Raw genomic sequence first — 22,757 nt, 5'->3', positions numbered from 1 at the left:
CGAGTCAGTAAACAGGATTTCAGGAGTCTGAACATGCAACTTAATCCGTCCGAGATCAGCGAACTGCTCAAGAGCCGCATCGAAGGCCTGGGCGCGTCGACTGACGTTCGTACACAAGGTACGGTCGTATCCGTGACCGACGGTATTACTCGCATCCACGGTCTGTCCGATGTGATGCAGGGCGAAATGCTCGAATTCCCGAACAACACGTTCGGTCTGGCCCTCAACCTCGAGCGCGACTCCGTCGGCGCCGTGATTCTGGGTGAATACACCGGTGTTTCCGAAGGCGATCCCGTCAAGACGACGGGCCGCATCCTGGAAGTGCCCGTGGGCCCCGAGCTGCTCGGCCGCGTGGTCGATACGCTGGGCAACCCCATCGACGGCAAGGGCCCCATCAACGCCAAGCTGACCGACGTCATCGAAAAGGTCGCTCCCGGCGTGATCGCCCGTGAATCCGTGTCCCAGCCCATGCAGACCGGCACCAAGGCCGTGGACTCCATGGTGCCGATCGGCCGCGGCCAGCGCGAGCTGATCATCGGCGACCGCCAGACCGGCAAGACCGCCGTGGCCGTGGACACCATCATCGCCCAGAAGGGCAATGGCGTGAAATGTATCTACGTTGCCGTGGGCCAGAAGGCTTCCACGATCAACAACGTGGTGCGCAAGCTCGAAGAGCACGGCGCCATGGAATACACCATCGTCGTGGCCGCCTCCGCTTCGGAATCGGCCGCCATGCAGTACCTGGCTCCGTACTCGGGCTGCACGATGGGCGAATACTTCCGTGATCGCGGCGAAGACGCCCTGATCATTTACGACGACCTGACCAAGCAAGCCTGGGCCTACCGCCAGGTGTCCCTGCTGCTGCGCCGTCCTCCAGGCCGCGAAGCCTACCCCGGCGACGTGTTCTACCTGCACTCCCGCCTGCTGGAGCGCGCTGCGCGCGTCAACGCCGAATACGTTGAAAAATTCACCAACGGCGAAGTCAAGGGCAAGACCGGTTCGCTGACCGCCCTGCCCATCATCGAAACCCAGGCCGGCGACGTGTCCGCATTCGTGCCGACCAACGTGATTTCGATTACCGACGGCCAGATCTTCCTGGAATCGGACCTGTTCAACGCTGGTGTGCGTCCCGCCATCAACGCCGGTATCTCGGTGTCCCGCGTGGGCGGCGCCGCCCAGACCAAGGTCATCAAGAAGCTGTCCGGCGGTATCCGTACCGACCTGGCCCAGTACCGTGAGCTGGCCGCCTTCGCCCAGTTCGCCTCCGACCTGGACGACGCCACCCGTCGCCAGCTCGAGCGCGGCAAGCGCGTGGTTGAACTGCTCAAGCAGCCCCAGTACCAGCCTCTGGCCGTGTGGGAACTGGCCGTGAGCCTGTACGCCGTGAACAACGGTTACTTCGACGATCTGGACGTGTCTCAGGTCCTGCCTTTCGAGAAAGGCCTGAAGGATCACCTGCGCAACAAGTTTGACGCACTGGTCCAGCGCATCGAAAGCAAGAAGGAACTGGTTAAGGAAGACGAGGCTGAGCTGGTTGCAGCCATCCAGGACTTCAAGAAGCACGGCGCTTTCTAATCACTGCAGGCAGGCGCCGGAGTGCTTCCGGCGTCACGATTAGCGGGAGGCGGCGGCCTCGCCAGCCTCCCGACAATGCCCTTACAGGAAAGTGTGATGGCCGGAATCAAGGAAATTCGTACTAAGATCAAGAGCGTGCAAAACACGCGCAAGATCACCAAAGCCATGGAGATGGTGGCGGCATCCAAGATGCGCAAGGCGCAGGAACGGATGCGGGCCGGCCGTCCCTATGCAGACAAGGTGCGCGAGATCGCTTCGCACCTGATGCAGGCGCACCCCGACTACACTCACCCCTACATGGTTGAGCCCGCCGAAATCAAGGCTGTTGGCATCGTCGTGGTCAGCACGGACAAAGGTCTGTGCGGCGGCCTGAACACCAACATCCTGCGTCTGGTGCTTGCGCGACTGCGCGAGTTCGAGGACAAGGGCATTTCGGTGCAGACGACCGCTCTGGGTGGGAAGGCTGCCGGCACGTTGGCTCGTGTCGGCGCCAAGCTGGTCTCCCAGGAAGTCGGCCTGGGCGACGCGCCCAACCTGGAACGTCTGATCGGCGCCATCAAGGTGCAGATCGACGATTTCGTGGAAGGTCGCATCGACGCCGTCTATCTGGCGACCAGCCGCTTCGTCAACACGATGAAGCAGGACCCGACGTTCATTCGCCTATTGCCTCTGCCCACCGGCCTGAAGGATCCGTTCCAGGCCGGCGACCAGGTCAACGCAGAAACCGGCGTTGCCAATTCCTCCGAATACGGATGGGATTACATCTACGAACCCGATGCCAAGTCCGTGATCGACGACTTGCTGCTGCGTTATGTGGAAGGTCTGGTGTATCAGGCAGTCGCCGAGAACATGGCTTCCGAGCAGTCTGCCCGCATGGTGGCCATGAAGGCCGCTTCGGACAACGCGAAGTCCGTGATCGGCGAGCTCCAGCTGGTCTACAACAAGACCCGCCAGGCGGCGATTACCAAGGAAATCTCCGAAATCGTGGGGGGTGCCGCTGCGGTGTAAGGCACGGCAAGGCACACCATCAAAGTTATATTGCAAGGACTAAACATGAGCAACGGTACCATCGTTCAGTGCATCGGCGCCGTGGTGGATATTCAGTTCCCCCGCGACAGCATTCCAAAAGTCTACGACGCCCTGACGCTCGTTGACGAAAGCTCGGCCTTCGCTGAAAAAGGCCTGACGTTTGAAGTACAGCAACAATTGGGCGACGGCGTGGTTCGCACCATCGCCATGGGTTCCAGCGACGGTCTGCGCCGCGGCATGGAAGTGGCCGGCACCGGCGCCCCCATCTCCGTGCCCGTGGGCACCGGCACCCTGGGCCGCATCATGGACGTGCTGGGCCGCCCCATCGACGAAGTGGGCCCCATCCAGTCCGACGAGCGTCGCTCCATCCACCAGGAAGCCCCCAAGTTCGACGAACTGTCGCCTTCGGTGGAACTGCTGGAAACCGGCATCAAGGTGATCGACCTGGTCTGCCCGTTCGCCAAGGGCGGCAAGGTCGGCCTGTTCGGCGGCGCCGGCGTGGGCAAGACCGTGAACATGCTGGAACTGATCAACAACATCGCCAAGCAGCACAGCGGTCTGTCCGTGTTTGCAGGCGTGGGCGAGCGTACCCGCGAAGGTAACGACTTCTACCACGAAATGGCGGACGCCGGCGTGATCCAGATGGACAACCTGAGCGACTCCAAGGTCGCCATGGTGTTCGGCCAGATGAACGAGCCTCCAGGAAACCGTCTGCGCGTGGCGCTGTCCGGCCTGACCATGGCCGAGAAGTTCCGCGACGAAGGCCGCGACATCCTGTTCTTCGTGGACAACATCTACCGCTACACCCTGGCCGGTACCGAAGTGTCCGCTCTGCTGGGCCGTATGCCTTCGGCCGTGGGCTACCAGCCTACGCTGGCCGAGGAAATGGGCAAGCTGCAGGAGCGCATCACTTCCACCAAGACCGGTTCGATCACGTCCATCCAGGCCGTGTACGTGCCAGCCGACGACTTGACCGACCCTTCGCCCGCCACCACCTTCCTGCACCTGGACTCCACCGTGGTGCTGTCGCGTGACATCGCTGCTCTGGGTATCTACCCCGCCGTGGATCCTCTGGACTCCACCAGCCGCCAGCTCGACCCCCAGGTCGTGGGCGAAGAGCACTACCAGGTCGCCCGCGGCGTGCAGCAGACGCTGCAGCGCTACAAGGAACTGCGTGACATCATCGCCATTCTGGGCATGGACGAACTGTCGCCGGAAGACAAGCAGATCGTGGCTCGCGCCCGCAAGATCCAGCGCTTCCTGTCGCAGCCTTTCCACGTGGCCGAAGTGTTCACCGGCGCTCCCGGCAAGTACGTTCCTCTGTCCGAAACCATCCGTGGCTTCAAGATGATCGTCGACGGCGAGTGCGACGCCCTGCCCGAGCAGGCGTTCTACATGGTCGGTTCCATCGACGAGGCTTTCGAGAAAGCCAAGACTATTCAGTAAGGATTGCTCATGGCTAAGCTTCATGTTGACGTGGTCAGTGCCGAAGAATCGATCTTCGCCGGCGAGGCGAAGTTCGTGGCGCTGCCCGGCGAGGCCGGGGAGCTGGGCATTCTGCCCGGCCACACCCCGCTGATCTCGCGGATTCGTCCCGGCACGCTGAAGATCGTTATGGACGATGGCCGTGAAGAGCACATCTTCGTGGCTGGCGGCATACTCGAAGTTCAGCCCGGGAAAGTCACCGTATTGTCGGACACCGCGATTCGCGCTCACGACCTGGACGAGGCCAAGGCACTTGAAGCCCGCAAGCGTGCGGAAGAAGCCCTGCGCAACACCAAGGACAAGGCCGACATCGCCGTGGTGGAAGCCGAGCTGGCCATGCTGGCCGCCCAGGCAGCCGCCGCCCGTCGTCTGCGTGACGTTCGCAAGCACTGATCCAGTCTGGCGACATCCACAAAAAAGGCACCTTCGGGTGCCTTTTTTGTTTGCAAAGCGTGCGCCTGCATCCGGGGCAAGAATAGGCGTCCCGGGCCTGCGGCTCCGGGACGCGCTTGCGCCCGCTGAAGTCATGCGAGTCGGAACGGCGTGCGCCGCAGGCGCTGTCCTGTGGCCGCATGAATGGCGTTGGCGATGGCAGGGGGGACGACTGAATTGGACAGCTCGCCAACGCCTGATGGACTCCTGCCGCTGGGCGGCATCAGAACAATGTCCACCGCAGGTACATCCGGCATGCGGGGAACGGGGTAGTCATGATAGTTGCTTTGCTTCACCTGGCCGTTTTCGATGTGGATGTCGTTTTGCAACGCCGTTGAAATGCCCCAGACGATGCCGCCGTACAATTGCTGCCTTACTGAACTGGGATCTATGGCCAGGCCGCAGTCCACCACGCAGCTGATGCGCTGGATGCGGATCTCCCCCTGTCGGATCATGACGTCCGCCACGACGGCAATGTAGCTTTTATAGCCCGCGTAGGTGGCGATCCCCATGCCTCGACCCGCCTGGCTGCGGTCTGGGCTGTCCCAGCCGGCGATGCTCGCAGCTTTGTCCAGCACAGCCAGGTGGTCCGGCCGGGCCGCCAGCAGCCGGCGCCTATACTGATAGGGGTCTTGCCCTGCCGCCAGCGCGGCTTCGTCTACCAGGCTTTCGATGGCGAATATGTTCGGTACATAGCTGACTGCGCGCCACCACCAGGTCGGCAAACCCGTCTCATGCCTTACCCAGGCCAGATCCAGTGCGTCCATGTCATAGTAAAAGTCGGAACGCATGGCTTCCGTGCAGCTGGGGTCCACAGGTACTTTCTTCAGAAAGCCGGGATCGTCGGGTTCCTTGATGGAGGGCACGACAGCGCGCAGGCTCAAGGCTTGCAGCGTGCCGTCCGAGCCCAGCGCCGCGCGGGCCTTGTGCACGCTGGCGGCGTGGTAATAGAACGCCTGCATGTCATCTTCCCGGCTGTAGAGCAGCTTGATCGGCGCACCGACCCGCTTCGAGATATAGGTCGCTTCCAGTATGGGATGCAGGCCCTCCCGATTGCCGAAGCTGCCGCCGGCTTCCGTGATATGGATAATGACTTTGTCAGCGCCGACCCCCGCAATGGTTTGCGCGGCTTGGGCGCAGCGCGAGGGCACCTGCACCCCGCCCCAGTACTCGACCTTGTCCTTCTGCACCCAGGCCACCATGCTGGTGGGTTCCATCTGCGCATGGGCTTTGTAGGGCATTTCGTAGACGGCCTCCACTGTCTGGTGCGCAGCGCCCAGGAGAGCCTGGGCATCTGCTTCGCGTCGAGACTGGAGACCGGGCTCATCGGCTCTTGCGCGCATGTCGTTCATCACATCGTTGGAATTGAATGTGCTGAAGCGGCTCTCGTTCCATTTGGCCTTGAGCGCGGCCCGCGCTTGTTGCGCAGCCCAGAAATGGTCGGCCACGATAGCGATGCCGGGCTGCGTGGCGCCGTTATCTGGAGCCGCCGGCGGCAGTTCGGGTCGGAAATGGGCGACGATCTGGGGAACATCCATGACAAAGGCATCTCTTACGCCGGGCAGCGACCGTATTTCGGCTTCATTGAACTGTCGCACGGTGGCATGGACCACGGGCGCGTGGACTACGATGGCCGTCAACAGGCCCGGTAGTTTGATGTCGATGGCGTAGCGGGCCCGGCCCCTGAGCTTGTCTTCGATTTGATAGCTAGCGCGTTGTTTTCCGATCAGCGTGTAGTGGTCGGGAGCCTTCAGCGGAACCTTGTCGGGAACGGACATGGCGGACGCTTTTTCCGCCAGTGCTCCGTAGCGCAGCACGCGTCCGCTGGCAGGGTGCTTCACGCGGCCGCTTTCCGTCAGACAGCTGGCGGGGTCCACCTCCCAGAGCGCCGCGGCCGCTTGCACCAGCATGGCGCGCGCCGTGGCGCCGGCCTTGCGTAGCGTATCCCACTCCAGGGATACGCTGGTGCTTCCGCCCGTGGCGTGCATGCCCCATAAGGGATGGATATAGACAGCGGCCAGCGGGTCGTCGGGCTGCACGACCTGGACGCGGTCCCAATCGGCGTCCAGCTCTTCGGCGACGATGAGAGCCAGCGCATTCTTGATGCCGGTGCCGCTGTCGAATTTGTGGACCACGAGAGTGACCCGGTCGTCCGGCGAAATGCGGATCCAGGCATTGGGGATGAACGGTTCGGCCTGAGTCTGTGCCGCCAGGGCGACCCGGCCGCAGGGCGACAGCTCCAGGACCAGCCCCGCCAAGGCAAGCGTACCTGCCTGCAGGAGTCTGCGGCGGCCTGGGTTTTCAGGCAGGGCATTCGTGATTGCGTGCGAGAGCGTCTTCATGTCGAAGCTCCTGGGCGTATCCGGGCGGTGGCGCGATGAATGGCTTTGCGGATGCGCTCATAGGTGCCGCAGCGGCAGATGTTGCCGGCCATGGCGCTGTCGATGTCGGTGTCGGTAGGCTCGGGAAGCCGCGTCAGCAGGGCGGCGGCCGTCATGATCTGGCCCGGCTGGCAATAGCCGCACTGCGGCACATCTTCATCAAGCCAGGCCTGCTGCACGACGTGCAGCGAGTCCGTTCCCAATCCTTCTATGGTAGTGATCCGGCGACCCTGCGCGGATTGTACCGTTATCTGACACGAGCGCACCGCGGCTCCGTCCAGGTGCACCGTACAGGCGCCGCACAGCCCGCGTCCGCAGCCGTACTTGGTGCCGGTCAGGCCCATGAGGTCGCGCAGCACCCAGAGCAGAGGCATCTCTGCCTGCGCCTCGCAGCTTATGTCCCTGCCATTGACATTTAATGTGTACATTGATCTTGTCTCCTTCGATGGGTTTTCGGAGTGCTTGCCGTTCTGCTGACGGCTCGTGAAAACGCGACGAGCGAGACAATAGGCTAGGAGCTGGATCTACATATGTACAATATTATTTTTTGTCATATTTCATATGCAAAATAATATGAATATTCGACAACTGCGCTATTTCATCTGCGTGGCCGAGGAGGCCAGCTTCGGCCGCGCCGCCGCGAAACTGCATATCTCCCAGCCTCCTCTGAGCCAGCAGATCAAGGCGCTGGAGAAAGACCTGCAGGCGGAGCTTTTTGTCCGGGGCCGTCACGGCGCCCGGCTGACCCGGGCGGGTCAGGCTTTGCTGGATCGCGCGCGAGCGCTGATCGCGGACTTCGAGGAGCTTTCGCCCATGGTGCAAAGAGTGGCGCGAGGCCTGGAAGGCACGCTGTACATCGGCATCATCAATTCGGTGATGTATGGCCCGTTGCCGAGCGCCTTGCGCACTTTTTCCATGGAGAACCCAGCCATTGAGTGGTCGCTGGAGGAGCTCCTGCCCCATCAGCAGTTCGAAGCTCTGCTGCATCACCGTATCGATGTCGGATTCTCGCGCCACATGAGCGACATGCCGGGCCTGAGCTGCGTACGGGTCTATTGCGAAGGACTGGCGGTGGCATTGCCGCAGGGGCATCCACTGGGCAAGGCCGAGCGGCTCACGCTGAAAGAATTGTCCGACGAACCTTTCGTATGCATGAGCACGCAGAGCCCGGTCATGGACTCGATTGTCCAGCGCTGCCTGCAGAACCAGTTTCAGCCGCATATCATTTATGAATCGGCCGATCCGCAGACATTGCTGCGCCTGGTACAGGCGCAGATCGGCATCAGCATATTGCCGCAATCGGTGTCGGGCAGCGCGCCAGAGGGCGTGCGCTTGATTCCGCTTTGCGAAGAGGGGCTGAATGCGGACCTGTACGCGGCCTACAGGACGGACGATATGCCGCCATCCTTGCCGGCCTTTATCGACATCATGGCGCCCTCAGGCATCGGGCGCGTTCAGCTGTAGCAGGCTCCGCAACACGCCGGCCTGCCAGTCCCTGGGTATCGCATCCTTGCCCAGCAGCGAGTCCAGCCTGTCCTGGCTCAAGGCCGACTGCGCCGGCCGGCACGCCGGGGTCGGGTATTGGCTGGTGGGGATCGGGGTCAGCGCGGGGGGCTTGGCCAGCACTCCCAGCTCCACCGCCTGACGAAAGATGTCCTTGGCGAAGTCGTGCCAGCTGACGGTCGGCTGCCCGGCGTAATGGTAAATTCCGGCTGGCGTGCAGGCTCCAGGGCGGGCTGGATCCCCTTGCTCTGCGCCGGCGCTCGGGCCTGCCTGCCCGGCGTCCTGGAAACGCGACTTCCGGTCCTCCGTCATCCTGCTGGCCAGTTCCAGCAAGACCTGGGCAATATGCGGGGCGTAGCTGGGGCCGCCAAGCTGGTCCGCCACGATGTTCAATTCGCTGCGCTCCCGGCCCAGGCGCAACATGGTCTTCAGGAAGTTATTGCCGAACTGGCTGAACACCCAGCTGGTGCGTAGCACGACGGCCGAGGGCAGGGCGGACAGGATGGCTTGTTCGCCTTCCAGCTTGCTGCGGCCGTAGGCGCTGATCGGCCCCGTCGGCGCGTCCTCCTCATAGGGCGTGGCCGCCTGGCCGTCGAAGACGTAATCCGTGGAAACATGCAGCAGCCCTATGCCGCGGCTGGCGCAGGCCTGCGCCAGCAGGCCGGGCGCGATGCCGTTGACGAGCCGCGCCAGTTCGGGCTCCGATTCGGCCTTGTCCACGGCCGTGTAGGCGGCAGCGTTGATCAGCACGTCGGGTCGGTGGCGCTCCAGGGCCTGCGCAATCGACTCCGAATCGGTAATGTCCAGCTCGGCACGGCCCAGCAGAATGGCATCCGTGGTCGGACTCGCCTGTTGCTGGAGCAGCCAGGAGAAGGATTGGCCAAGCTGTCCCTGGGCTCCGGTGATCAAGAATGTGGGGCGTGACATAGGTCTGCTCAACTCCTGCGCTGTGCCGCTAATTCGCTCAGGCCGGGGTAGCGTTTGTCTTTCTCGGATAGCTGAGGGTCGTGGATGGGCCATGCGATGCCGACTTCGGGGCAGTTCCAGGCAAGGCCGCCTTCGTCTTGCGGAAAGTAGTAGTCGGTGCATTTGTAGGTGAAGTCGGCGATGTCCGACAACACGCAGAACCCATGGGCGTAGCCTGGCGGGATCCAGAGCTGGCGATGATTGCTGTCGTTGAGTTCCACGCCGACGTAGGTGCCGAATGTGGCGGAGTCGGGATCGATGTCGACAGCGACGTCATAGACTGAGCCACGGGCCACCCCCACCAGCTTGCCCTGGGGGCGAGTCTTTTGGAAATGCAGTCCGCGCAGCACGCCCTTTTGCGAGCGGGAGTGGTTGTCCTGCACGAAATCCAGCGTCAGGCCCGCTTCGTCGCGATAGCGCTGCGCGCTGAACGTTTCCTTGAAGAAGCCGCGTTCATCGCCAAATACGCGCGGTTCGATGATGAGGACGCCTTTGAGCGCTGTCTCGATTACATTCATCTCATGCTCCCGCCAGCTTCAGCAGATATTGGCCGTAGCCGGTCTTGGCCAGGGCCTGGCCCTGCTCGCGTAGCTGGTCGCGGCTGAGCCAGTCCTGATTGAAGGCGATTTCCTCCAGGCAGGCCACTTTCAGTCCCTGGCGGTGTTCGATCGTGCGCACGAACGAACCTGCCTCTTGCAGGCTTTCGTGCGTGCCGGTATCCAGCCAGGCGAACCCCCGGCCCAGGAGGCTGACATGCAGCTCGCCCGACTGCAGGTAGGCGTTGTTGACGTCGGTGATCTCCAGTTCTCCGCGCGCCGAAGGCTTGACCTGACGCGCGATGTCCACCACCCGGTTATCGTAGAAATACAGGCCGGTGACGGCGAAGCTGGATTTGGGCTTCAGGGGCTTTTCTTCGATGGAGATGGCTTTGCCCTGTGCATCGAATTCGACTACGCCGAATCGCTCCGGGTCGTTGACCTGGTAGCCGAACACAGTGGCGCCCGTCTTGCGGGAAGCGGCCTCCCGCAGCATCTGGCTGAAGCCGTAGCCGTAGAAAATGTTGTCGCCCAGGATCAGGCTGACGTTGTCCTTGCCGACGAAGTCGGCCCCGATGATGAAGGCTTGCGCCAGCCCGTCGGGCGAGGGCTGCTCGGCATAGGAGAGCGCCAGGCCGTAGCGTGAACCGTCGCCTAGCAGCTTGCGGAAATTGGGCAGGTCCTCGGGGGTGGAGATGATCAGGATTTCCCTAATGCCCGCCAGCATGAGTACGGACAGGGGATAAAAGATCATGGGTTTGTCATAGATGGGAAGCAGCTGCTTGGATACGCCCATCGTGATCGGATGCAGGCGGGTACCCGAGCCGCCTGCCAGAATGATGCCTTTCATGCTTTGTTTCCTATGCGATCCAGGCGGTAATCGCCGCTCAGCACACGATCCCACCATTGAGTGTTTTCCAGATACCAGGCCACGGTCTTGCGCAGGCCGGTCTCGAATGTTTCCTGGGGCCGCCAGCTCAGCTCCCTGGCGATCTTGCTGGCATCGATGGCGTAGCGTTTGTCATGGCCGGGGCGGTCCGCAACAAAGGTGATCAGGTCGGCATAGTGCGCCACGCCTTGCGGCTTGTCGGGAGCCAGCTCTTCCAGGATCGCGCAGATGCTGCGCACCACGTCCAGGTTCTGTTTTTCGTTGTGGCCGCCGATATTGTACGTTTCGCCCACCGCGCCGTGTGTGACCACCTGCACGAGCGCGCGCGCATGGTCCTCGACATACAGCCAGTCCCGGATCTGGTCGCCTTTGCCGTAGACAGGCAGAGCCTTGCCTTTGAGCGCATTGAGGATGACGTGCGGAATCAGTTTTTCCGGAAAATGGTAAGGGCCGTAATTGTTCGAGCAGTTGGTGACCAGAACGGGCAGGCCGTAGGTGCGGTGCCAAGCTCGGACCAGGTGGTCGGAACTGGCCTTGCTGGCCGAATAGGGCGAGCTGGGTGCGTAAGGCGTCGTTTCCAGGAACAGGTCGGTGGTGCCGTCAAGGTCCCCATAGACCTCGTCCGTGGAAATGTGATGGAAGCGAAATGCGGCCTGGCGGCCTGGTTCGAGCGTCAGCCAATAATGGCGCGCCACTTCCAGCAGGGTATAGGTGCCGAAAATATTGGTGTGAATGAATTCGGCCGGGCCGTCGATGGAGCGGTCGACGTGGGACTCGGCCGCCAGATGCATGATGGCGTCGGGGCGGAAATCCTCCAGCAATTCGCGCATGGTTGCGGCATCGCAGATGTCGGCGCGCGCGAATCGATACCTTGGATCGTCGGCCACGGGAGCGACGGATTCCAGATTGCCCGCATAAGTCAGCTTGTCGACGTTAAGGACCGTGTGATCCGTGTCCTGGATCAAGTGGCGGACGACTGCCGAGCCGATGAAGCCAGCTCCGCCGGTTACTAGGATGCGCATGGAGTGATCTCGATAGTTCGGGTTGGACGAAATAATGAGGTTCGGTCGAAAGAAGGTCAACGGTATCGCCTGGAGAGCAGGACCAGGGCCAGGCAGTCTACGCCTACTCGCAAGGTCCAGGCCAGGGCGGCGCCGATGACGCCCCATTGGCTGATGAACAGGTACAGTAGGCCCAGATACGGCAGGATCTCCGCCAGGTGCAGCAAGGCGGTGACGCGCGAATGTCCGGCAGCTTGGATGACGGTGTACGGGATCTGGGCGATGGAATTGAAAAAGAAGCCCACCAGCAGTATCTGCAGCACAGGCACGGCAGCGCCCAGGAATTCCTTGCCCAGCCACAGCAGCAGTATCCACTTGGCCAGCAGGATGCCGACCACGGCGATCAAACCGCAGACGCCGCTGAGCAGCAGATAGGACAGCCTGGTTTCATGGCCTGCACCGCTGCGTGCGCTGAGCAGGGGAAAGATCACTCGGACCACGGAGCCTGGTATGGCCAGCAATCGGGAAATGGCTTCGGCGGGGCCGGTATAGAAGGCGACGACTTTGGCTCCATTCATGGTCGAGAGCAGAAAGCGGTCGAAATAGACCATGAGCGGGCTGATCACGTTGCTGACCGTCAGCCAGCCGCCGAAGCGAAAAAGAGCGACGGCCGTGGACGTTTCCCAGCGCAACAGATAGCGCTTGGGCGAGTCCGGCAGGCCCCAGAAATAGGCGATTACGACGGTCAGCAGGCGGCCGAAGAAAAGCCCCCATACGGCATGGCTCAAATCGGCCTGAATCGATACGCCGATGAGTGGGGAAACCGCCAGAAAAATCCCGCTGAGAGTGCGCAGGATATTGAGCAGCCGGAAGTTCGATATGCCTTCGAGATAGGAGAACCATACCGAGCTCAACAATACCAGGGGCAAGATGGCGGCCAGGATGGAAAAAGCGTGCGCGCTATCGGAATGCAACTCGGGGCTGATCGAGAGCCATTGCACCAGTGTGGTGTTGAAGCCCGCGATCACCAGCATGGCGAGCAGGCTGCTGGCGGCCACCAGCAAGGTGGAAGTTCCCAGGATGCGTTGGATGCCTTCTGCGTCGCCCTGTTCCATGGCGACTGCGCGGATGACGGCCCGGCTGATGCCCAGGTCGAAAAGGCTGGCGTAGCCGACGATGGCGAAAAATAAGGTGAAGATGCCGAACTGTTCGACACCCAGCAATCGGGCGATGATGCCCATCGCAGGGATGGCGATGACGAGTGGAGTCGCGTAGCCGGCCAGATTCCAGAAAGAGTTCTTTAGCAGGCTCATTGCACGGCTGCTGGCTGATTGACTGGCGAGCCGGTCTTGTTTTTGAACAGGCTCCAGAATGTCGCCAGGGCAATGAGGAAAAACAATAATGTATTATTTCTTTCCATCATGTTCTGGGTGAAGTTGGCAATGAAATAGACGAGTATCAAAATAGATCCATTGATCGCTGCCTGTTGGGAAATCGGATTGTCATGGCGAATGTGCCTGATGAATTGGGAAAAACAGTAAATCAGCAAGAGCAGCAGGAGAATCAGTCCGCTGATGCCAAGATATACCCAGCTCTCTATGTAGTTATTGTGCGAATTGGCCAGGTTCAGAACGACATTGGAGCTGTGCTTATCTCGGACTGCCTGCTCCAGCGCCTGTTCGTGGCCAGCCTGGGACCAGCCAAGGAGGGGGCTCTGTTTTATCAGCTGCCAATTGGCCTGCCAGATCGCCAGGCGTGCGCCGATGGATGTGTTGGCATTGCCTGCTTCGTACTGGGCAATGTCTTGCGTCGCCAGATCGTAGCGCTGTTGAATGAACGTGCTCTGGGACAGCAGAATGCCGGCGACGCCGGCGATGATCGCGCAAGCGGCGATGCACCGCATTGCGTAGCGCTTGGGCGTATACCCTGCCACCATCACCGCCAGGGCCAGCGGAGCGGCGATCCAGCCGCCCCGGCTGCCGGAGGCCAGCGAGGCGAAAAAGCCCGCGGCTGTGCCGGCGCCATACAGCAGGGCGAGCAGACGATCAAATGTTTTGGAGCGCCACTGCGAAATCAGGGCGGTCAGGCAGAACAGGCCCAGCAGCAGGGCGATATTGCCGAACTGGATGGCGCCGGTGTAGCCATAGACTCGGCCGTCGTATGCTTCTCCGCCCAGCTGCCGATGGACAAGCCAGAGCGATGACAGACTGCCCACTGCAAAGGATGCGGTAATCCAGGAGGGCTGCAGACGAGTCCGGCAGAGCGTGTACAGGACCGGAACCATGAGGGCATAGCGGCTCAACAGGTCCAACTGCCGCAGCGCATTATCATGGTACAGCCACATGCCCAGGCCATTGAGGAAGATGAGCAGCAGAATGGCGTAGAGAGCGCCGTTGGAAGGCTGGGCCGCAAGAGGATTGGGCGATGATCGGACACATTTGACCAGGCATGCGGCCAGCAGCAGTCCTGCGCCGATCGCATATACGCTGCGCGTGGACAGGATGCCGGCAAAAAAGAGGAACAGGCCTGCATTGACGCCTGTGTCCACTAGCCTTTCGGGGGGTGAAGAGTATGGTCGCATGATGGAGAATATTGTACGCGCAAGCATAATGCACGACAGGTTTCATTAATCGTCTGAGTAAGGGATGCCGTGAGTTACAATTTTCAGGATTCCGCATCTCACTGCAGCTTGGCAATGGGATAACTTAATGAGTTGTCATTTATCAGTAGCGCCACTTGCTTCCTAGTTAGTTGGCTTGATCTGTGCGTCCGGTATTTTTTTGTAACACCAGATGCGTATAATGCGCCCTGAATTCAACCTGGAATATTGGACTCCCGAACCCGTATGAGTCAGTTAAAAATCCGTCGGTTCCAGCGCATGCACGAAATGCTGCTGTTGTCCCTGCCTATGTCGCTGTTGTTGGGTGTGTTGTTGACCGTGGTTGCGCCTGCTTTGGGCTTATGGGGTCTGCGCGTGCTGCAGCATCCTGACGCGGGACAATTGACAGCATGGGTGCTGACAGGCTGCGCCTTCATGGTCAGCAAGCTGAGCATCAACAAGAGTTCGGCGCAATATCCCGGCGCCCGCAGCGCCTGGCTGATCGCCCCCACGGTATTGAGCGTGTATGGGCTGCTTTATATTGTTACTTTTTTCTTGCGGTTCGACGCCTCGCGCGCCCTGTTGCTGGGCAGCGGACTGCTGTCCATGGCGTGGCTGCATCTAGAGTATGTTGTGACCAGTCGATACCGCATTGTCAAGCTCGCGGTGATTCCCGGCGGGGAGGCCGATGGATTGATCGGCCTGTCGGGACTGGATGCGCGCTACATCTCGGAGTTTGATCTGGAAGGGCGCCGCTTCGATGGTGTTGTGGCGGATTTTTCCTGTCTGGATGCCGATGCGGAGCGTTTCCTGACGCATTGCGCGCTGGAGCGCATCGCCGTATACAGCGCGCGCCAGGTATTTGAATCCGTGACCGGGCGGGTCAAGATCGATCGCATGTCGGAAAACAACATCGGCTCCTTGCTGCCTTCGCGGCAGTACGAGATCGCCAAGGCCGTGTTCGATTACGGGATCGTCCTGCTCAGTTCGGTGATCGTCGTGCCGCTGTGCCTGCTGACCGCGCTGGCGATTCGTCTGGAGAGCCCCGGAAAAGCCATTTACACGCAAACGCGGGTTGGGCGGGGCAATCGCCCCTTCACAATCTACAAGCTGCGCAGCATGCGCTTTGACCGCGAGGCGCCCGAGCAGTTTGCCGGGGAGAACGATCCGCGCATCACCCGGGTGGGCAGGATCATCCGCAAGTTGCGCATCGACGAGCTGCCGCAGTTCTACAATGTGCTGCGCGGCGAAATGAGCCTGATCGGCCCAAGGCCCGAGCAGCCTTCCTTTGTGCGTGAATTCGATGAGCTGATTCCTTTCTACAGCTACCGACACGTGGTCAAGCCGGGCATCACCGGCTGGGCGCAGGTCAGGCACGGATACGTCTCCAATGCCGAGGATACCCGTGTCAAGATCCAGCATGATCTGTACTACATCAAGAACTGCTCGATGATGCTGGACCTGTACATTACCTTCCTGACCCTCAAGACCATGGCCACGGGCTTCGGCGCCCGCTAGGCGCCGCCTGGCCCAAGCCGCTTCTTGACCCAGGTCTTGACCGGCTGCAATGCGCCATGGATGAGGTGGTAGAGGCGGTGCAGCACGCGGCCCCGGCGTCCGTAGCGCTTGTCCAGGTAGACTTTCATGCCGTCGCTGTAGCAGCGTCCGCGAAACGAGGCATCGGTGAAGGTGCCGCCCGATTCGTGCAGATAGCGCGCCGCGGGAACATGGATGGAGGCGATGCCCTGTTCGCGCGCGCGGTACTGCAGGTCGGTTTCCTCGAAGTACAGGAAAAAGGCTTCGTCAAAGCCGCCGAGCCGTTCGAACTCCCGACGGCCGATCAGCAGCAGGGACCCCGAGACGTAGTCGACCGGATGTGGTTCGCGATGCGCGTACGAGGGTTCCAGCAATCGTCCCAGCCCGAGCGCCTTGAGCATCAGTGTGGCAGGGGTCGGGAAGCGCTCATAAGCATAGCTGGGCTTGCCTTGGGCGTCTACCGAAAGACCGCCCAGGATGGGTTGCGGATCGGCGGCGTGACCAGCCAGGTATTGCTGGAAGATCTCGATGACGTTGGTGAGCAGTTGCGCGTCGGGGTTGAGCAGCAGGATGTTGGGAGCCTGCGTGTGGCGGGCGCCGATGTTGCAGCCTTTGCCAAAACCGTTGTTGCTGCCTGTGCGCAGGACCTGGGTGTCCGGGTAGAGCCGTTCTATCTGATCGCAGCTTTCGTCGCTGGAGCCGTTGTCCACCACGGTGATACGGTACGAGCCAGCGGCGCTGTGCCGGTGGATGCTGGCGATGGTGTCCAGTATCTGGGCTCCGCCGTTGTAATTGACGAGCAGTATGTCCACCCAGGCCGAAGCGCAGGAAGAAGGATTCATGGTGTCAGAGCCTTTTGAGGACTGCCTTGGCCAGATAGTGCAGCATCAGATAGCCGCTGCGCGGAGCGGACAGGCCCAGGTGCCGGTGGTAGATGTCCCAAGTCCACTGGATGGATTTGAGTTTGTTGGATGACAGGGAGCTGTGGCCGACCCTGTAGGCGGCCAGCGGGGCGGGAACGGCACAGATGTCTCCCGCCTTGCGGGCGATCTCCAGCCACATCAGATAGTCTTCGTGGCGGACGGGCTGCTGATAGACTTTGCCCAGCTTTTCGCAGTCGTAGATGCCGGTCAGGTTGCCGATCACGTTGCCCTTGAGCAATTTTTTGTAGTTGGTGCGGGCTGGAGGACGGGACGTGCCCAGCCATTGTCCCGGAACTTGAAAGCGGTGGTAGGCCGACATGCACGCCAGGCAGCCTTGTTCTTGCATCAGAGCCAGTTGCCGTTCCAGTTTGTCGGGCATCCACAAGTCGTCCGAGTCCAGGAAGGCAATGTATTTTCCTTGCGCAGCCTGTATGCCGGCATTGCGGGCCTGGGCCACGCCCGCATTGTTTTCCTGGTGGATCAGGCGCACCCGGGGGTCCTGCCCAGCCAGGCTTTCCATGAGCTGCGCGGTGCCGTCGGTCGAACGGTCATTGATGATCAGGAGTTCAAGATGAGAGTAGCTTTGCTGCAGGACGGAATGGGCGGAGTCAGCCAGGGTGGCCTGGGCATTGTAGGCCGGCATGATGACGCTGACGAGGGCGGAATCGGTTCTGGAGGTCATGGATGTCGAGCGGGAAGTTGGCCGTCCCTGGTTTGGGCACGACGCGCTCCCGTATACTTGGCGGCCAGGTTGCGTCGGAAAGAGCGGCCCGGCGAGTGCCACGGCGGTGCGTCCGGCGATGCCGTGGAACACGCCACCCCGGGAGCGTGTCCGGCGATGGGCGCTCGCTGCCTTGCTGCCGTGACTGGGCCGGATGCGCGGGCGCAGATGTAATTGAGAGCGTATCGATACAAGTTGTAGGTGGGCGGCTGTGCCATACTCCGTTCAGCGAGACAGGCTACGCCCGTCGAGATGCATTGCCCCAGGCTTGGGATGATTAGCCAATCGAATTTTATAATATAGCGTACTTCGAAGTGGGTTATTAATGACTATGTCCGTGATTTCTCCGGTTGTGTTATGTGGCGGATCGGGAACCCGTTTGTGGCCGCTGAGCCGGAAAAGTTTTCCCAAACAGTTCGCCCCCGTCATCCGCAATCGCAGTCTGTTGAGGCTGACCCTGGAAAGGCTGGCCCCCTTCAAAGGGGATTTGCTGTGCATCGGCTCGGAGGAGCATCGCTTCCTGATCAGCAATGAGCTCGAGGCCGAAGCCATGCACGGCAGGATCATTCTCGAACCCGTGGCCAAGAATACCGCGCCGGCTGTCGCATTGGCCGCCTGCGCGGCCAATGCGGACGATCTGCTGCTGATATGTCCTGCTGATCATTACATTCCCGATGCGTCATTGTTCGAAGCGTGCATATGGCGGGCGGCGCCCGCCGCCGAGCAGGGCGCCATCGTGATCTTCGGCATACAGCCCACCTTTCCCAGCACTGCTTACGGCTATATCGAGAGCCAGGGCGAACCGGGCGATGCGCCAGCTATCCCGGTGAAGGCCTTCATCGAGAAGCCTTCGCTGGAAGTGGCTACGGAACTGCTGGCGAACCGCCAGGTGTTCTGGAACTCGGGCATGGTGCTGGCCAAGGCCAGCGTGCTGCGCCAGGAACTGGGGGCATTGGCCCCGGACATGCTCGACTGCGTGGCGCGAGCCTTGCAGGCCGGGCAGCCCGACGGGGGCTTCTTTCGTCCTGATGCGGGGGTGTTTTCCGATTGCCCCGAGGACAGTTTCGATTATGCCGTGCTCGAAAAGAGCGATCGAGTCGTCATGGCGGCGTTTCGCGGCGCGTGGAGCGATGTGGGCAGTTGGAATGCCTTGTCGGCCATCGACGAGCCGGATTCGGACAACAATCGTCTGTCGGGGCAGGCCTACGCCTACGAGTGTTCGGGCACGAGCATCCGCGCCGAGCATCGCGTCGTGGTCGGCTTGGGGCTGCAGGACCTGCAGATTGTCGAGACAGCCGACGCCGTACTGGTGGCCAAGGCCTCCGAGTCGGAGAAGATCAAGCATATCGTCGAAGACCTGCGCAAGGCCAAGGTGGCTCAGGCGGATGCGCATCGCAACGTGGTGCGGCCTTGGGGCTCGTACGACAGCATAGACAACGGCGACCGTTTTCAGGTCAAGCGCATCGTCGTCAAGCCCGGCGCCGCGCTCAGCCTGCAGAAGCATTACCAACGCTCTGAACACTGGATCGTGGTCAAGGGGACGGCCCTGGTGACCCGCGGCGAGGAGCAACACCTGTTGTCCGAGAATCAGTCCATCTACATACCGCTTGGAACCACGCATAGGCTTGAGAACGTGGGCAAGACCCAGCTCGAGCTGATTGAAGTGCAGACGGGAGCCTACCTGGGCGAAGACGACATCGTCCGTCTGGAAGATACCTACGGGCGGGTGTGATCGTCGTGAGCATCAATGTCCTGATTGTTTCCCTCAACGGCGTGCAGGAACTGTCCGGGGGCGGCTTGTACCTGCGTTCCGTGGTCTCGGCCTTTGCCGGCCTGGAGGGCGTGGTAGACAGGCTGACCGTCCTTTCCAAGGATGTCGGTGAGCAGAAAGTCGCCTTGCCGCAAGGCGCGCAGTACGTCTATCTGCAGAAGACCCTGAGCTCGGACGTTCTCTCGCGAGCGATGCTCAACCCCACTTTCCTGGGGACCAGCGTGGGGCTCATCGCCCGGCATGCGCGCGAGGCCGATTTGATCGTGCTGCACAATTCGCGCTGTGGCCGCATCCTGACGTCGTTGAAACGGCGTTTTCCCGGCAAGAAGTTCGGCATCATCTCCGACAACTCCGAGTACGACCTGCGCCGGCAGCACGAAGCGGGAAGCCTGCTGCGGCGGCTTGAGAAAGCCATCGACGTCCACGAAATCTACGCGGCCGAGCAGCGCTGCCTGAACGCGGACTTCATTTCGTTCATTACCCGCAAGGACCTGTCGGTGTTTGCCGCGCGTTACGGCCAGCCGCGCCTGCATGGCATTCTGCCCATCACTGTTGAGCCCGGCATGCAGGCGTCGGCGCTGCGGGGGCAGGAGCGGATCAGAGCGATATTTACCGGGCATTTCGGCTTTGCTCCTAATGTCGGCGCCCTGGAGACGTTCGCGCAAGTTGCCGCAAGCCACGCCGCTCGGGCGGGCCTCCCCGTGGTATTCGCAGCCGCGGGCGCAGGCGTTTCGCGCTGCGCCGTCCCGGGGGGGCAGGTCGAGAAGCTTGAGTCGCCGAGTGCCGCGCAGATGCAGGCGTTTTTTCGGAACGCTTCCGTATACCTGGCTCCGGTCAGTTGGGGCAGCGGCATGAAGACCAAGGTGGCCGAGGCCTTGTCGTACGGCCTGCCGGTGATCTGCCTGCCCAATGCGGCTGAAGGCTACGAGGACGTGCTGGCCTCCGAGCGCCATGCTCGTGTGATAGAGGTTGTGCACAATGGCGAGCAGATGGCCGATGCCCTGGGACGGCTGTTGGCCGACCCAGCCGAACTGATGCGGCGAAGGCAGCTGGCCCTGGAGGCCTTTGGCTTGTTCTTGTCGCCCGAATCTCAAGCCCGGCGCGTGCAGGCCTTGCTGGCCGCAATGGCGTTGGCGGAGCCCGCCGATCAGTCTTCGCGCTGAATTTCCGTCTGCAGCGATTTCTCGATGATGAAGTCGCGCTGGTACTTGTCCATGGCGAAAAATGGCTGGTACTGGTTCAGGAAGTCGCGTTCGGGATTTTTATAGGCCAGGAAAATGGACACGCTCATGATGGCCGTGCAGGCGGCGACGAACAGGAAATGGTCCGCAGCAGGCTTGCGGGCCAATATGACACCGAACAGCAAGGGATGCACCGCCAGCAGAGCCCAGCTGATCCTTGATATGTGAATGCCGAAGGGAAGCGCAGCCGAGAACAGCAAGATACCCAGAAAATAGCAGTTGAACAGAAAGATATGGTTGCCGTTCTCGAAGAGCAAGCGCCGATTGGCCAGGAAATAAACGAATATCAGGGACAGCAGGATGTAGATCTTGAAGCCGCTGCTGGACAGATGAAGCGTGAAATAACTGGAGTACAGACCGGTGTACAACGAGACGGTGGCAATGATGAGCGAGCCTATGCCCAGGAATCCGGTCCAGAGCGCAAGATAGATGAAGATGGTGCGCGGCGTGGAGAGGAATCTGCGCAACAATACCAGCGGCAGCAGGATGGTGATGGATTTGTGAAACAGGGCGGCGACCAGTAGCCATGCCAGGGAGTGCAGTGTATTTCTGTTGATGTTGCTGGCGACGTAGACGAATATCGCAATGGCCACGAACTGGCGTATCACGCCCAGGCTGTCCAGGTAGGCGATGGGCAGCCCCAGGAAGGCGAAGATCCCGACAGGATGCCACTGGTGGATTCGGCTGTAACGGTCGAAGGCAAGATAGTAGAAAAAGGCGATCAGCAGGCTGGACAGAGCGAAGAAGACGATGGGGTCGGTCTTGTGACCGATGTCCATGAGCACTCGCGACAGGGGCTCGAACCAGTCGTAGTCGTCTTTTCTGATCAGTTCGTAATAGACCGGATAGTCGTAGCCTGCATTGAAGCGGATGCCCGAAAAAACGGCAAGCGTCAGGAGCGACAAAAATACTTGGAACCTGCTCGAGATTCCAAGTTGGTGGATATAGAACAGCAGCAGAAAAAGAAAAAAATAATAGATCACATCATCTCTTGAACGGCTACAGGCTCCGATCCAGATTCCGCTGATGGAACTGGAACGACAGGCGAGTCAGCACGAACAGCAGGGCAAGCACCAGCCCGGCCGCCAGGCCTATGGCCAGGGCGACCAGCTTGCGCGGCTGGTAAGGCGTGGCCGGCTGGATGGCGCGCAAATCGATGGTGGCCAGCTTGCCTGACAGGTGAGCGATGTCCACGCTGGAGAGCAGATTTCTCTTGGTCAGCAGGGCGGGCAGGGCTTTGATGTAGGGATCGTTGTCCTTGCGGCTTTCAAGAATGTCCAGTTCGGCCTTGAGCGCCTTGGCGCCTCGCAGATACAGATTGTCGCCGGAATACGAGGTGATGAGATTGCCGGTGTTCGATGGCTGTTCCAGCTGGATCTGCTGCGCCAGTTCATATGCGTCGCGCACCCGGGTGATCTGGGCCAGGCGGTCGGCTTCAGCCGATTTGCGCAGCGAGGCAATCTGGGCATCGGTGATCTCCGTGCGCAGGCTTGCCGTGCTTTGCAGCGTATGCAGGACCTCTTCGCGGCTGCTCTGCAATGCCATGTCCACGAAGCGGTTGGTCCACTCCTGTGCCAGCTTGGGGTCCGCATGGCTGAGGGTGACGATGGAGGCGGGCACGCCGTCGCGGTCCACGTTCAGGATGGTGAGATCCTTGGAGAGACGCAGCCGCAGCAGTTCCCTGTCCTGGACCGATGGCGAAGGACTTTGGTGGGGCAGGTAGACGGTCTCGAAGAATTCGTCCAGATTATTTTGGGAGTTCAGGTGGCGGACAAAGATGCGGAACGCCGTCTCTGGCGTGAGTTCGACCAGATTGTTCTGGTCCAGGGCGCCGCTGACGACTTCGTTGATGGCTGGCCCCAGTGTCCGGATGGCGGTGTTGAAATTGGCCAGGTCCGCAGGCGTGGGAGGGATGACTTCGGAACGGGCGCGAAAACGTGGTTCCGTCACGGCAATGTAGACGATGGCGGCCAGCATGCCCAACAAGGTCAACAAGAGGATCGGCAGCTTGTTGTGCCGCAGGGCTCCCAGGACATCGAAGAACGTGGGAGCGGGCCGAGCGGAAGGGGTGTGAGCAGGCGGACTGGTCAAGCGGGAACTCCTCTCGTTGCGGATGTGATTAACGGTGATCGCACGTTCGTTCTATTGACGCCCAGTATTGTATAGCTG

20 protein-coding genes are annotated in these 22,757 nt (G+C 61.0%); 8 read left to right on the top strand and 12 right to left on the bottom strand.

What is annotated here, in order from left to right:
- Window positions 1–33: 33 nt before the first annotated feature.
- The 4 genes from atpA to ACF3ND_RS16095 all read left to right on the top strand — a co-directional run bounded on the left by atpA (window position 34) and on the right by ACF3ND_RS16095 (window position 4,482).
- A complete protein-coding gene (gene atpA / locus ACF3ND_RS16110; protein ID WP_394062245.1) occupies window positions 34–1,575 on the top strand; it encodes a F0F1 ATP synthase subunit alpha in 1,542 nt (513 codons plus the stop codon).
- Between the two features lie 96 nt (window positions 1,576–1,671).
- Complete coding sequence (gene atpG, locus ACF3ND_RS16105) at window positions 1,672–2,583, top strand: F0F1 ATP synthase subunit gamma (RefSeq protein WP_394062243.1); 912 nt, start codon at window positions 1,672–1,674, stop codon at window positions 2,581–2,583.
- Between the two features lie 45 nt (window positions 2,584–2,628).
- On the top strand, window positions 2,629–4,050 hold the full coding sequence (gene atpD / locus ACF3ND_RS16100) for a F0F1 ATP synthase subunit beta (protein ID WP_394062241.1): 1,422 nt from the start codon (window positions 2,629–2,631) through the stop codon (window positions 4,048–4,050).
- A 9-nt stretch (window positions 4,051–4,059) separates the two neighbouring features.
- Entirely contained in the window at window positions 4,060–4,482 is a 423-nt protein-coding gene (locus tag ACF3ND_RS16095; protein ID WP_394062239.1) for a F0F1 ATP synthase subunit epsilon, read from the top strand.
- Window positions 4,483–4,613: 131 nt separating this feature from the next.
- Here ACF3ND_RS16095 and ACF3ND_RS16090 read toward each other — a convergent pair whose 3' ends face one another.
- Window positions 4,614–6,863, bottom strand: coding sequence for a molybdopterin cofactor-binding domain-containing protein (locus ACF3ND_RS16090; RefSeq protein WP_394062237.1), 2,250 nt, complete (start codon window positions 6,861–6,863; stop codon window positions 4,614–4,616).
- The gene (locus ACF3ND_RS16085; protein ID WP_394062235.1) at window positions 6,860–7,330 is read right to left on the bottom strand and encodes a (2Fe-2S)-binding protein; all 471 of its coding nucleotides are present in this window, start codon (window positions 7,328–7,330) and stop codon (window positions 6,860–6,862) included. The genes ACF3ND_RS16090 and ACF3ND_RS16085 overlap by 4 nt, the downstream gene beginning before the upstream one ends.
- Before the next feature lie 145 nt (window positions 7,331–7,475).
- On the opposite strand from ACF3ND_RS16085, the gene ACF3ND_RS16080 reads away from it, so the two are divergent.
- Entirely contained in the window at window positions 7,476–8,366 is an 891-nt protein-coding gene (locus ACF3ND_RS16080) for a LysR substrate-binding domain-containing protein (protein WP_394062233.1), read from the top strand.
- On the opposite strand, the gene rfbD is transcribed toward ACF3ND_RS16080, so the two are convergent.
- From rfbD to ACF3ND_RS16050, 6 genes are read right to left on the bottom strand one after another with little or no spacing between them, the layout of a single operon-like run.
- Window positions 8,340–9,332, bottom strand: a complete 993-nt coding sequence (gene rfbD / locus ACF3ND_RS16075; RefSeq protein ID WP_394062231.1) for a dTDP-4-dehydrorhamnose reductase — start codon at window positions 9,330–9,332, stop codon at window positions 8,340–8,342. The genes ACF3ND_RS16080 and rfbD overlap by 27 nt on opposite strands.
- Window positions 9,333–9,340: 8 nt before the next feature.
- Window positions 9,341–9,889, bottom strand: a complete 549-nt coding sequence (gene rfbC / locus ACF3ND_RS16070; protein ID WP_394062229.1) for a dTDP-4-dehydrorhamnose 3,5-epimerase — start codon at window positions 9,887–9,889, stop codon at window positions 9,341–9,343.
- A gap of 1 nt (window position 9,890) precedes the next feature.
- The gene (gene rfbA, locus ACF3ND_RS16065) at window positions 9,891–10,757 is read right to left on the bottom strand and encodes a glucose-1-phosphate thymidylyltransferase RfbA (protein ID WP_394062227.1); all 867 of its coding nucleotides are present in this window, start codon (window positions 10,755–10,757) and stop codon (window positions 9,891–9,893) included.
- Window positions 10,754–11,818 (bottom strand): dTDP-glucose 4,6-dehydratase, encoded by a 1,065-nt coding sequence (gene rfbB / locus ACF3ND_RS16060; protein WP_394062225.1) that lies wholly within the window; start codon window positions 11,816–11,818, stop codon window positions 10,754–10,756. The genes rfbA and rfbB overlap by 4 nt, the downstream gene beginning before the upstream one ends.
- 56 nt (window positions 11,819–11,874) lie before the next feature.
- Window positions 11,875–13,110 (bottom strand): flippase, encoded by a 1,236-nt coding sequence (locus ACF3ND_RS16055; protein WP_394062223.1) that lies wholly within the window; start codon window positions 13,108–13,110, stop codon window positions 11,875–11,877.
- Entirely contained in the window at window positions 13,107–14,345 is a 1,239-nt protein-coding gene (locus ACF3ND_RS16050) for an O-antigen ligase family protein (RefSeq protein WP_394062221.1), read from the bottom strand. Before ACF3ND_RS16050 ends, ACF3ND_RS16055 begins: the two co-directional genes overlap by 4 nt.
- A gap of 297 nt (window positions 14,346–14,642) precedes the next feature.
- Between ACF3ND_RS16050 and ACF3ND_RS16045 the strand changes: the two genes are divergently transcribed.
- Window positions 14,643–15,914, top strand: a complete 1,272-nt coding sequence (locus ACF3ND_RS16045) for an exopolysaccharide biosynthesis polyprenyl glycosylphosphotransferase (RefSeq protein ID WP_394062219.1) — start codon at window positions 14,643–14,645, stop codon at window positions 15,912–15,914.
- Here ACF3ND_RS16045 and ACF3ND_RS16040 read toward each other — a convergent pair.
- A complete protein-coding gene (locus ACF3ND_RS16040; RefSeq protein WP_394062217.1) occupies window positions 15,911–16,774 on the bottom strand; it encodes a glycosyltransferase in 864 nt (287 codons plus the stop codon). The genes ACF3ND_RS16045 and ACF3ND_RS16040 overlap by 4 nt on opposite strands.
- Before the next feature lie 4 nt (window positions 16,775–16,778).
- Window positions 16,779–17,537: a glycosyltransferase family 2 protein gene (locus ACF3ND_RS16035; RefSeq protein ID WP_394062215.1), complete on the bottom strand. Its 759-nt coding sequence runs from the start codon at window positions 17,535–17,537 to the stop codon at window positions 16,779–16,781.
- Between the two features lie 364 nt (window positions 17,538–17,901).
- On the opposite strand from ACF3ND_RS16035, the gene ACF3ND_RS16030 reads away from it, so the two are divergent.
- Both ACF3ND_RS16030 and ACF3ND_RS16025 read left to right on the top strand, forming a co-directional pair.
- Entirely contained in the window at window positions 17,902–19,308 is a 1,407-nt protein-coding gene (locus ACF3ND_RS16030) for a mannose-1-phosphate guanylyltransferase/mannose-6-phosphate isomerase (protein ID WP_394062213.1), read from the top strand.
- A 5-nt stretch (window positions 19,309–19,313) separates the two neighbouring features.
- Entirely contained in the window at window positions 19,314–20,510 is a 1,197-nt protein-coding gene (locus ACF3ND_RS16025; protein WP_394062211.1) for a glycosyltransferase, read from the top strand.
- Here the strand turns inward: ACF3ND_RS16025 and ACF3ND_RS16020 are convergent.
- Together ACF3ND_RS16020 and ACF3ND_RS16015 are read right to left on the bottom strand one after the other, a co-directional pair.
- Window positions 20,495–21,493 (bottom strand): EpsG family protein, encoded by a 999-nt coding sequence (locus ACF3ND_RS16020; protein WP_394062209.1) that lies wholly within the window; start codon window positions 21,491–21,493, stop codon window positions 20,495–20,497. The genes ACF3ND_RS16025 and ACF3ND_RS16020 overlap by 16 nt on opposite strands.
- A 94-nt stretch (window positions 21,494–21,587) precedes the next feature.
- Window positions 21,588–22,679, bottom strand: coding sequence for a Wzz/FepE/Etk N-terminal domain-containing protein (locus ACF3ND_RS16015; protein ID WP_394062207.1), 1,092 nt, complete (start codon window positions 22,677–22,679; stop codon window positions 21,588–21,590).
- Between the last annotated feature and the right edge of the window lie 78 nt (window positions 22,680–22,757).

This window comes from Alcaligenes sp. WGS1538 (genome assembly GCF_043187505.1).
In the GTDB taxonomy this organism is placed as follows: Bacteria; Pseudomonadota; Gammaproteobacteria; order Burkholderiales; family Burkholderiaceae_B; genus Alcaligenes.
The sequence above is the reverse complement of the archived record's forward strand: the minus strand, read 5'-3'. Positions and strand labels throughout refer to the sequence as shown.

Excerpts from the sequence above, each read along its gene's own strand:
- atpA (WP_394062245.1), top strand. The coding sequence starts at position 34 with ATGCAACTTAATCCGTCCGAGATCAGCGAACTGCTCAAGAGCCGCATC.
- atpG (WP_394062243.1), top strand. The coding sequence starts at position 1,672 with ATGGCCGGAATCAAGGAAATTCGTACTAAGATCAAGAGCGTGCAAAAC.
- atpD (WP_394062241.1), top strand. The coding sequence starts at position 2,629 with ATGAGCAACGGTACCATCGTTCAGTGCATCGGCGCCGTGGTGGATATT.
- ACF3ND_RS16095 (WP_394062239.1), top strand. The coding sequence starts at position 4,060 with ATGGCTAAGCTTCATGTTGACGTGGTCAGTGCCGAAGAATCGATCTTC.
- ACF3ND_RS16090 (WP_394062237.1), bottom strand. The coding sequence starts at position 6,863 with ATGAAGACGCTCTCGCACGCAATCACGAATGCCCTGCCTGAAAACCCA.
- ACF3ND_RS16085 (WP_394062235.1), bottom strand. The coding sequence starts at position 7,330 with ATGTACACATTAAATGTCAATGGCAGGGACATAAGCTGCGAGGCGCAG.
- ACF3ND_RS16080 (WP_394062233.1), top strand. The coding sequence starts at position 7,476 with ATGAATATTCGACAACTGCGCTATTTCATCTGCGTGGCCGAGGAGGCC.
- rfbD (WP_394062231.1), bottom strand. The coding sequence starts at position 9,332 with ATGTCACGCCCCACATTCTTGATCACCGGAGCCCAGGGACAGCTTGGC.
- rfbC (WP_394062229.1), bottom strand. The coding sequence starts at position 9,889 with ATGAATGTAATCGAGACAGCGCTCAAAGGCGTCCTCATCATCGAACCG.
- rfbA (WP_394062227.1), bottom strand. The coding sequence starts at position 10,757 with ATGAAAGGCATCATTCTGGCAGGCGGCTCGGGTACCCGCCTGCATCCG.
- rfbB (WP_394062225.1), bottom strand. The coding sequence starts at position 11,818 with ATGCGCATCCTAGTAACCGGCGGAGCTGGCTTCATCGGCTCGGCAGTC.
- ACF3ND_RS16055 (WP_394062223.1), bottom strand. The coding sequence starts at position 13,110 with ATGAGCCTGCTAAAGAACTCTTTCTGGAATCTGGCCGGCTACGCGACT.
- ACF3ND_RS16045 (WP_394062219.1), top strand. The coding sequence starts at position 14,643 with ATGAGTCAGTTAAAAATCCGTCGGTTCCAGCGCATGCACGAAATGCTG.
- ACF3ND_RS16040 (WP_394062217.1), bottom strand. The coding sequence starts at position 16,774 with ATGAATCCTTCTTCCTGCGCTTCGGCCTGGGTGGACATACTGCTCGTC.
- ACF3ND_RS16035 (WP_394062215.1), bottom strand. The coding sequence starts at position 17,537 with ATGACCTCCAGAACCGATTCCGCCCTCGTCAGCGTCATCATGCCGGCC.
- ACF3ND_RS16030 (WP_394062213.1), top strand. The coding sequence starts at position 17,902 with ATGACTATGTCCGTGATTTCTCCGGTTGTGTTATGTGGCGGATCGGGA.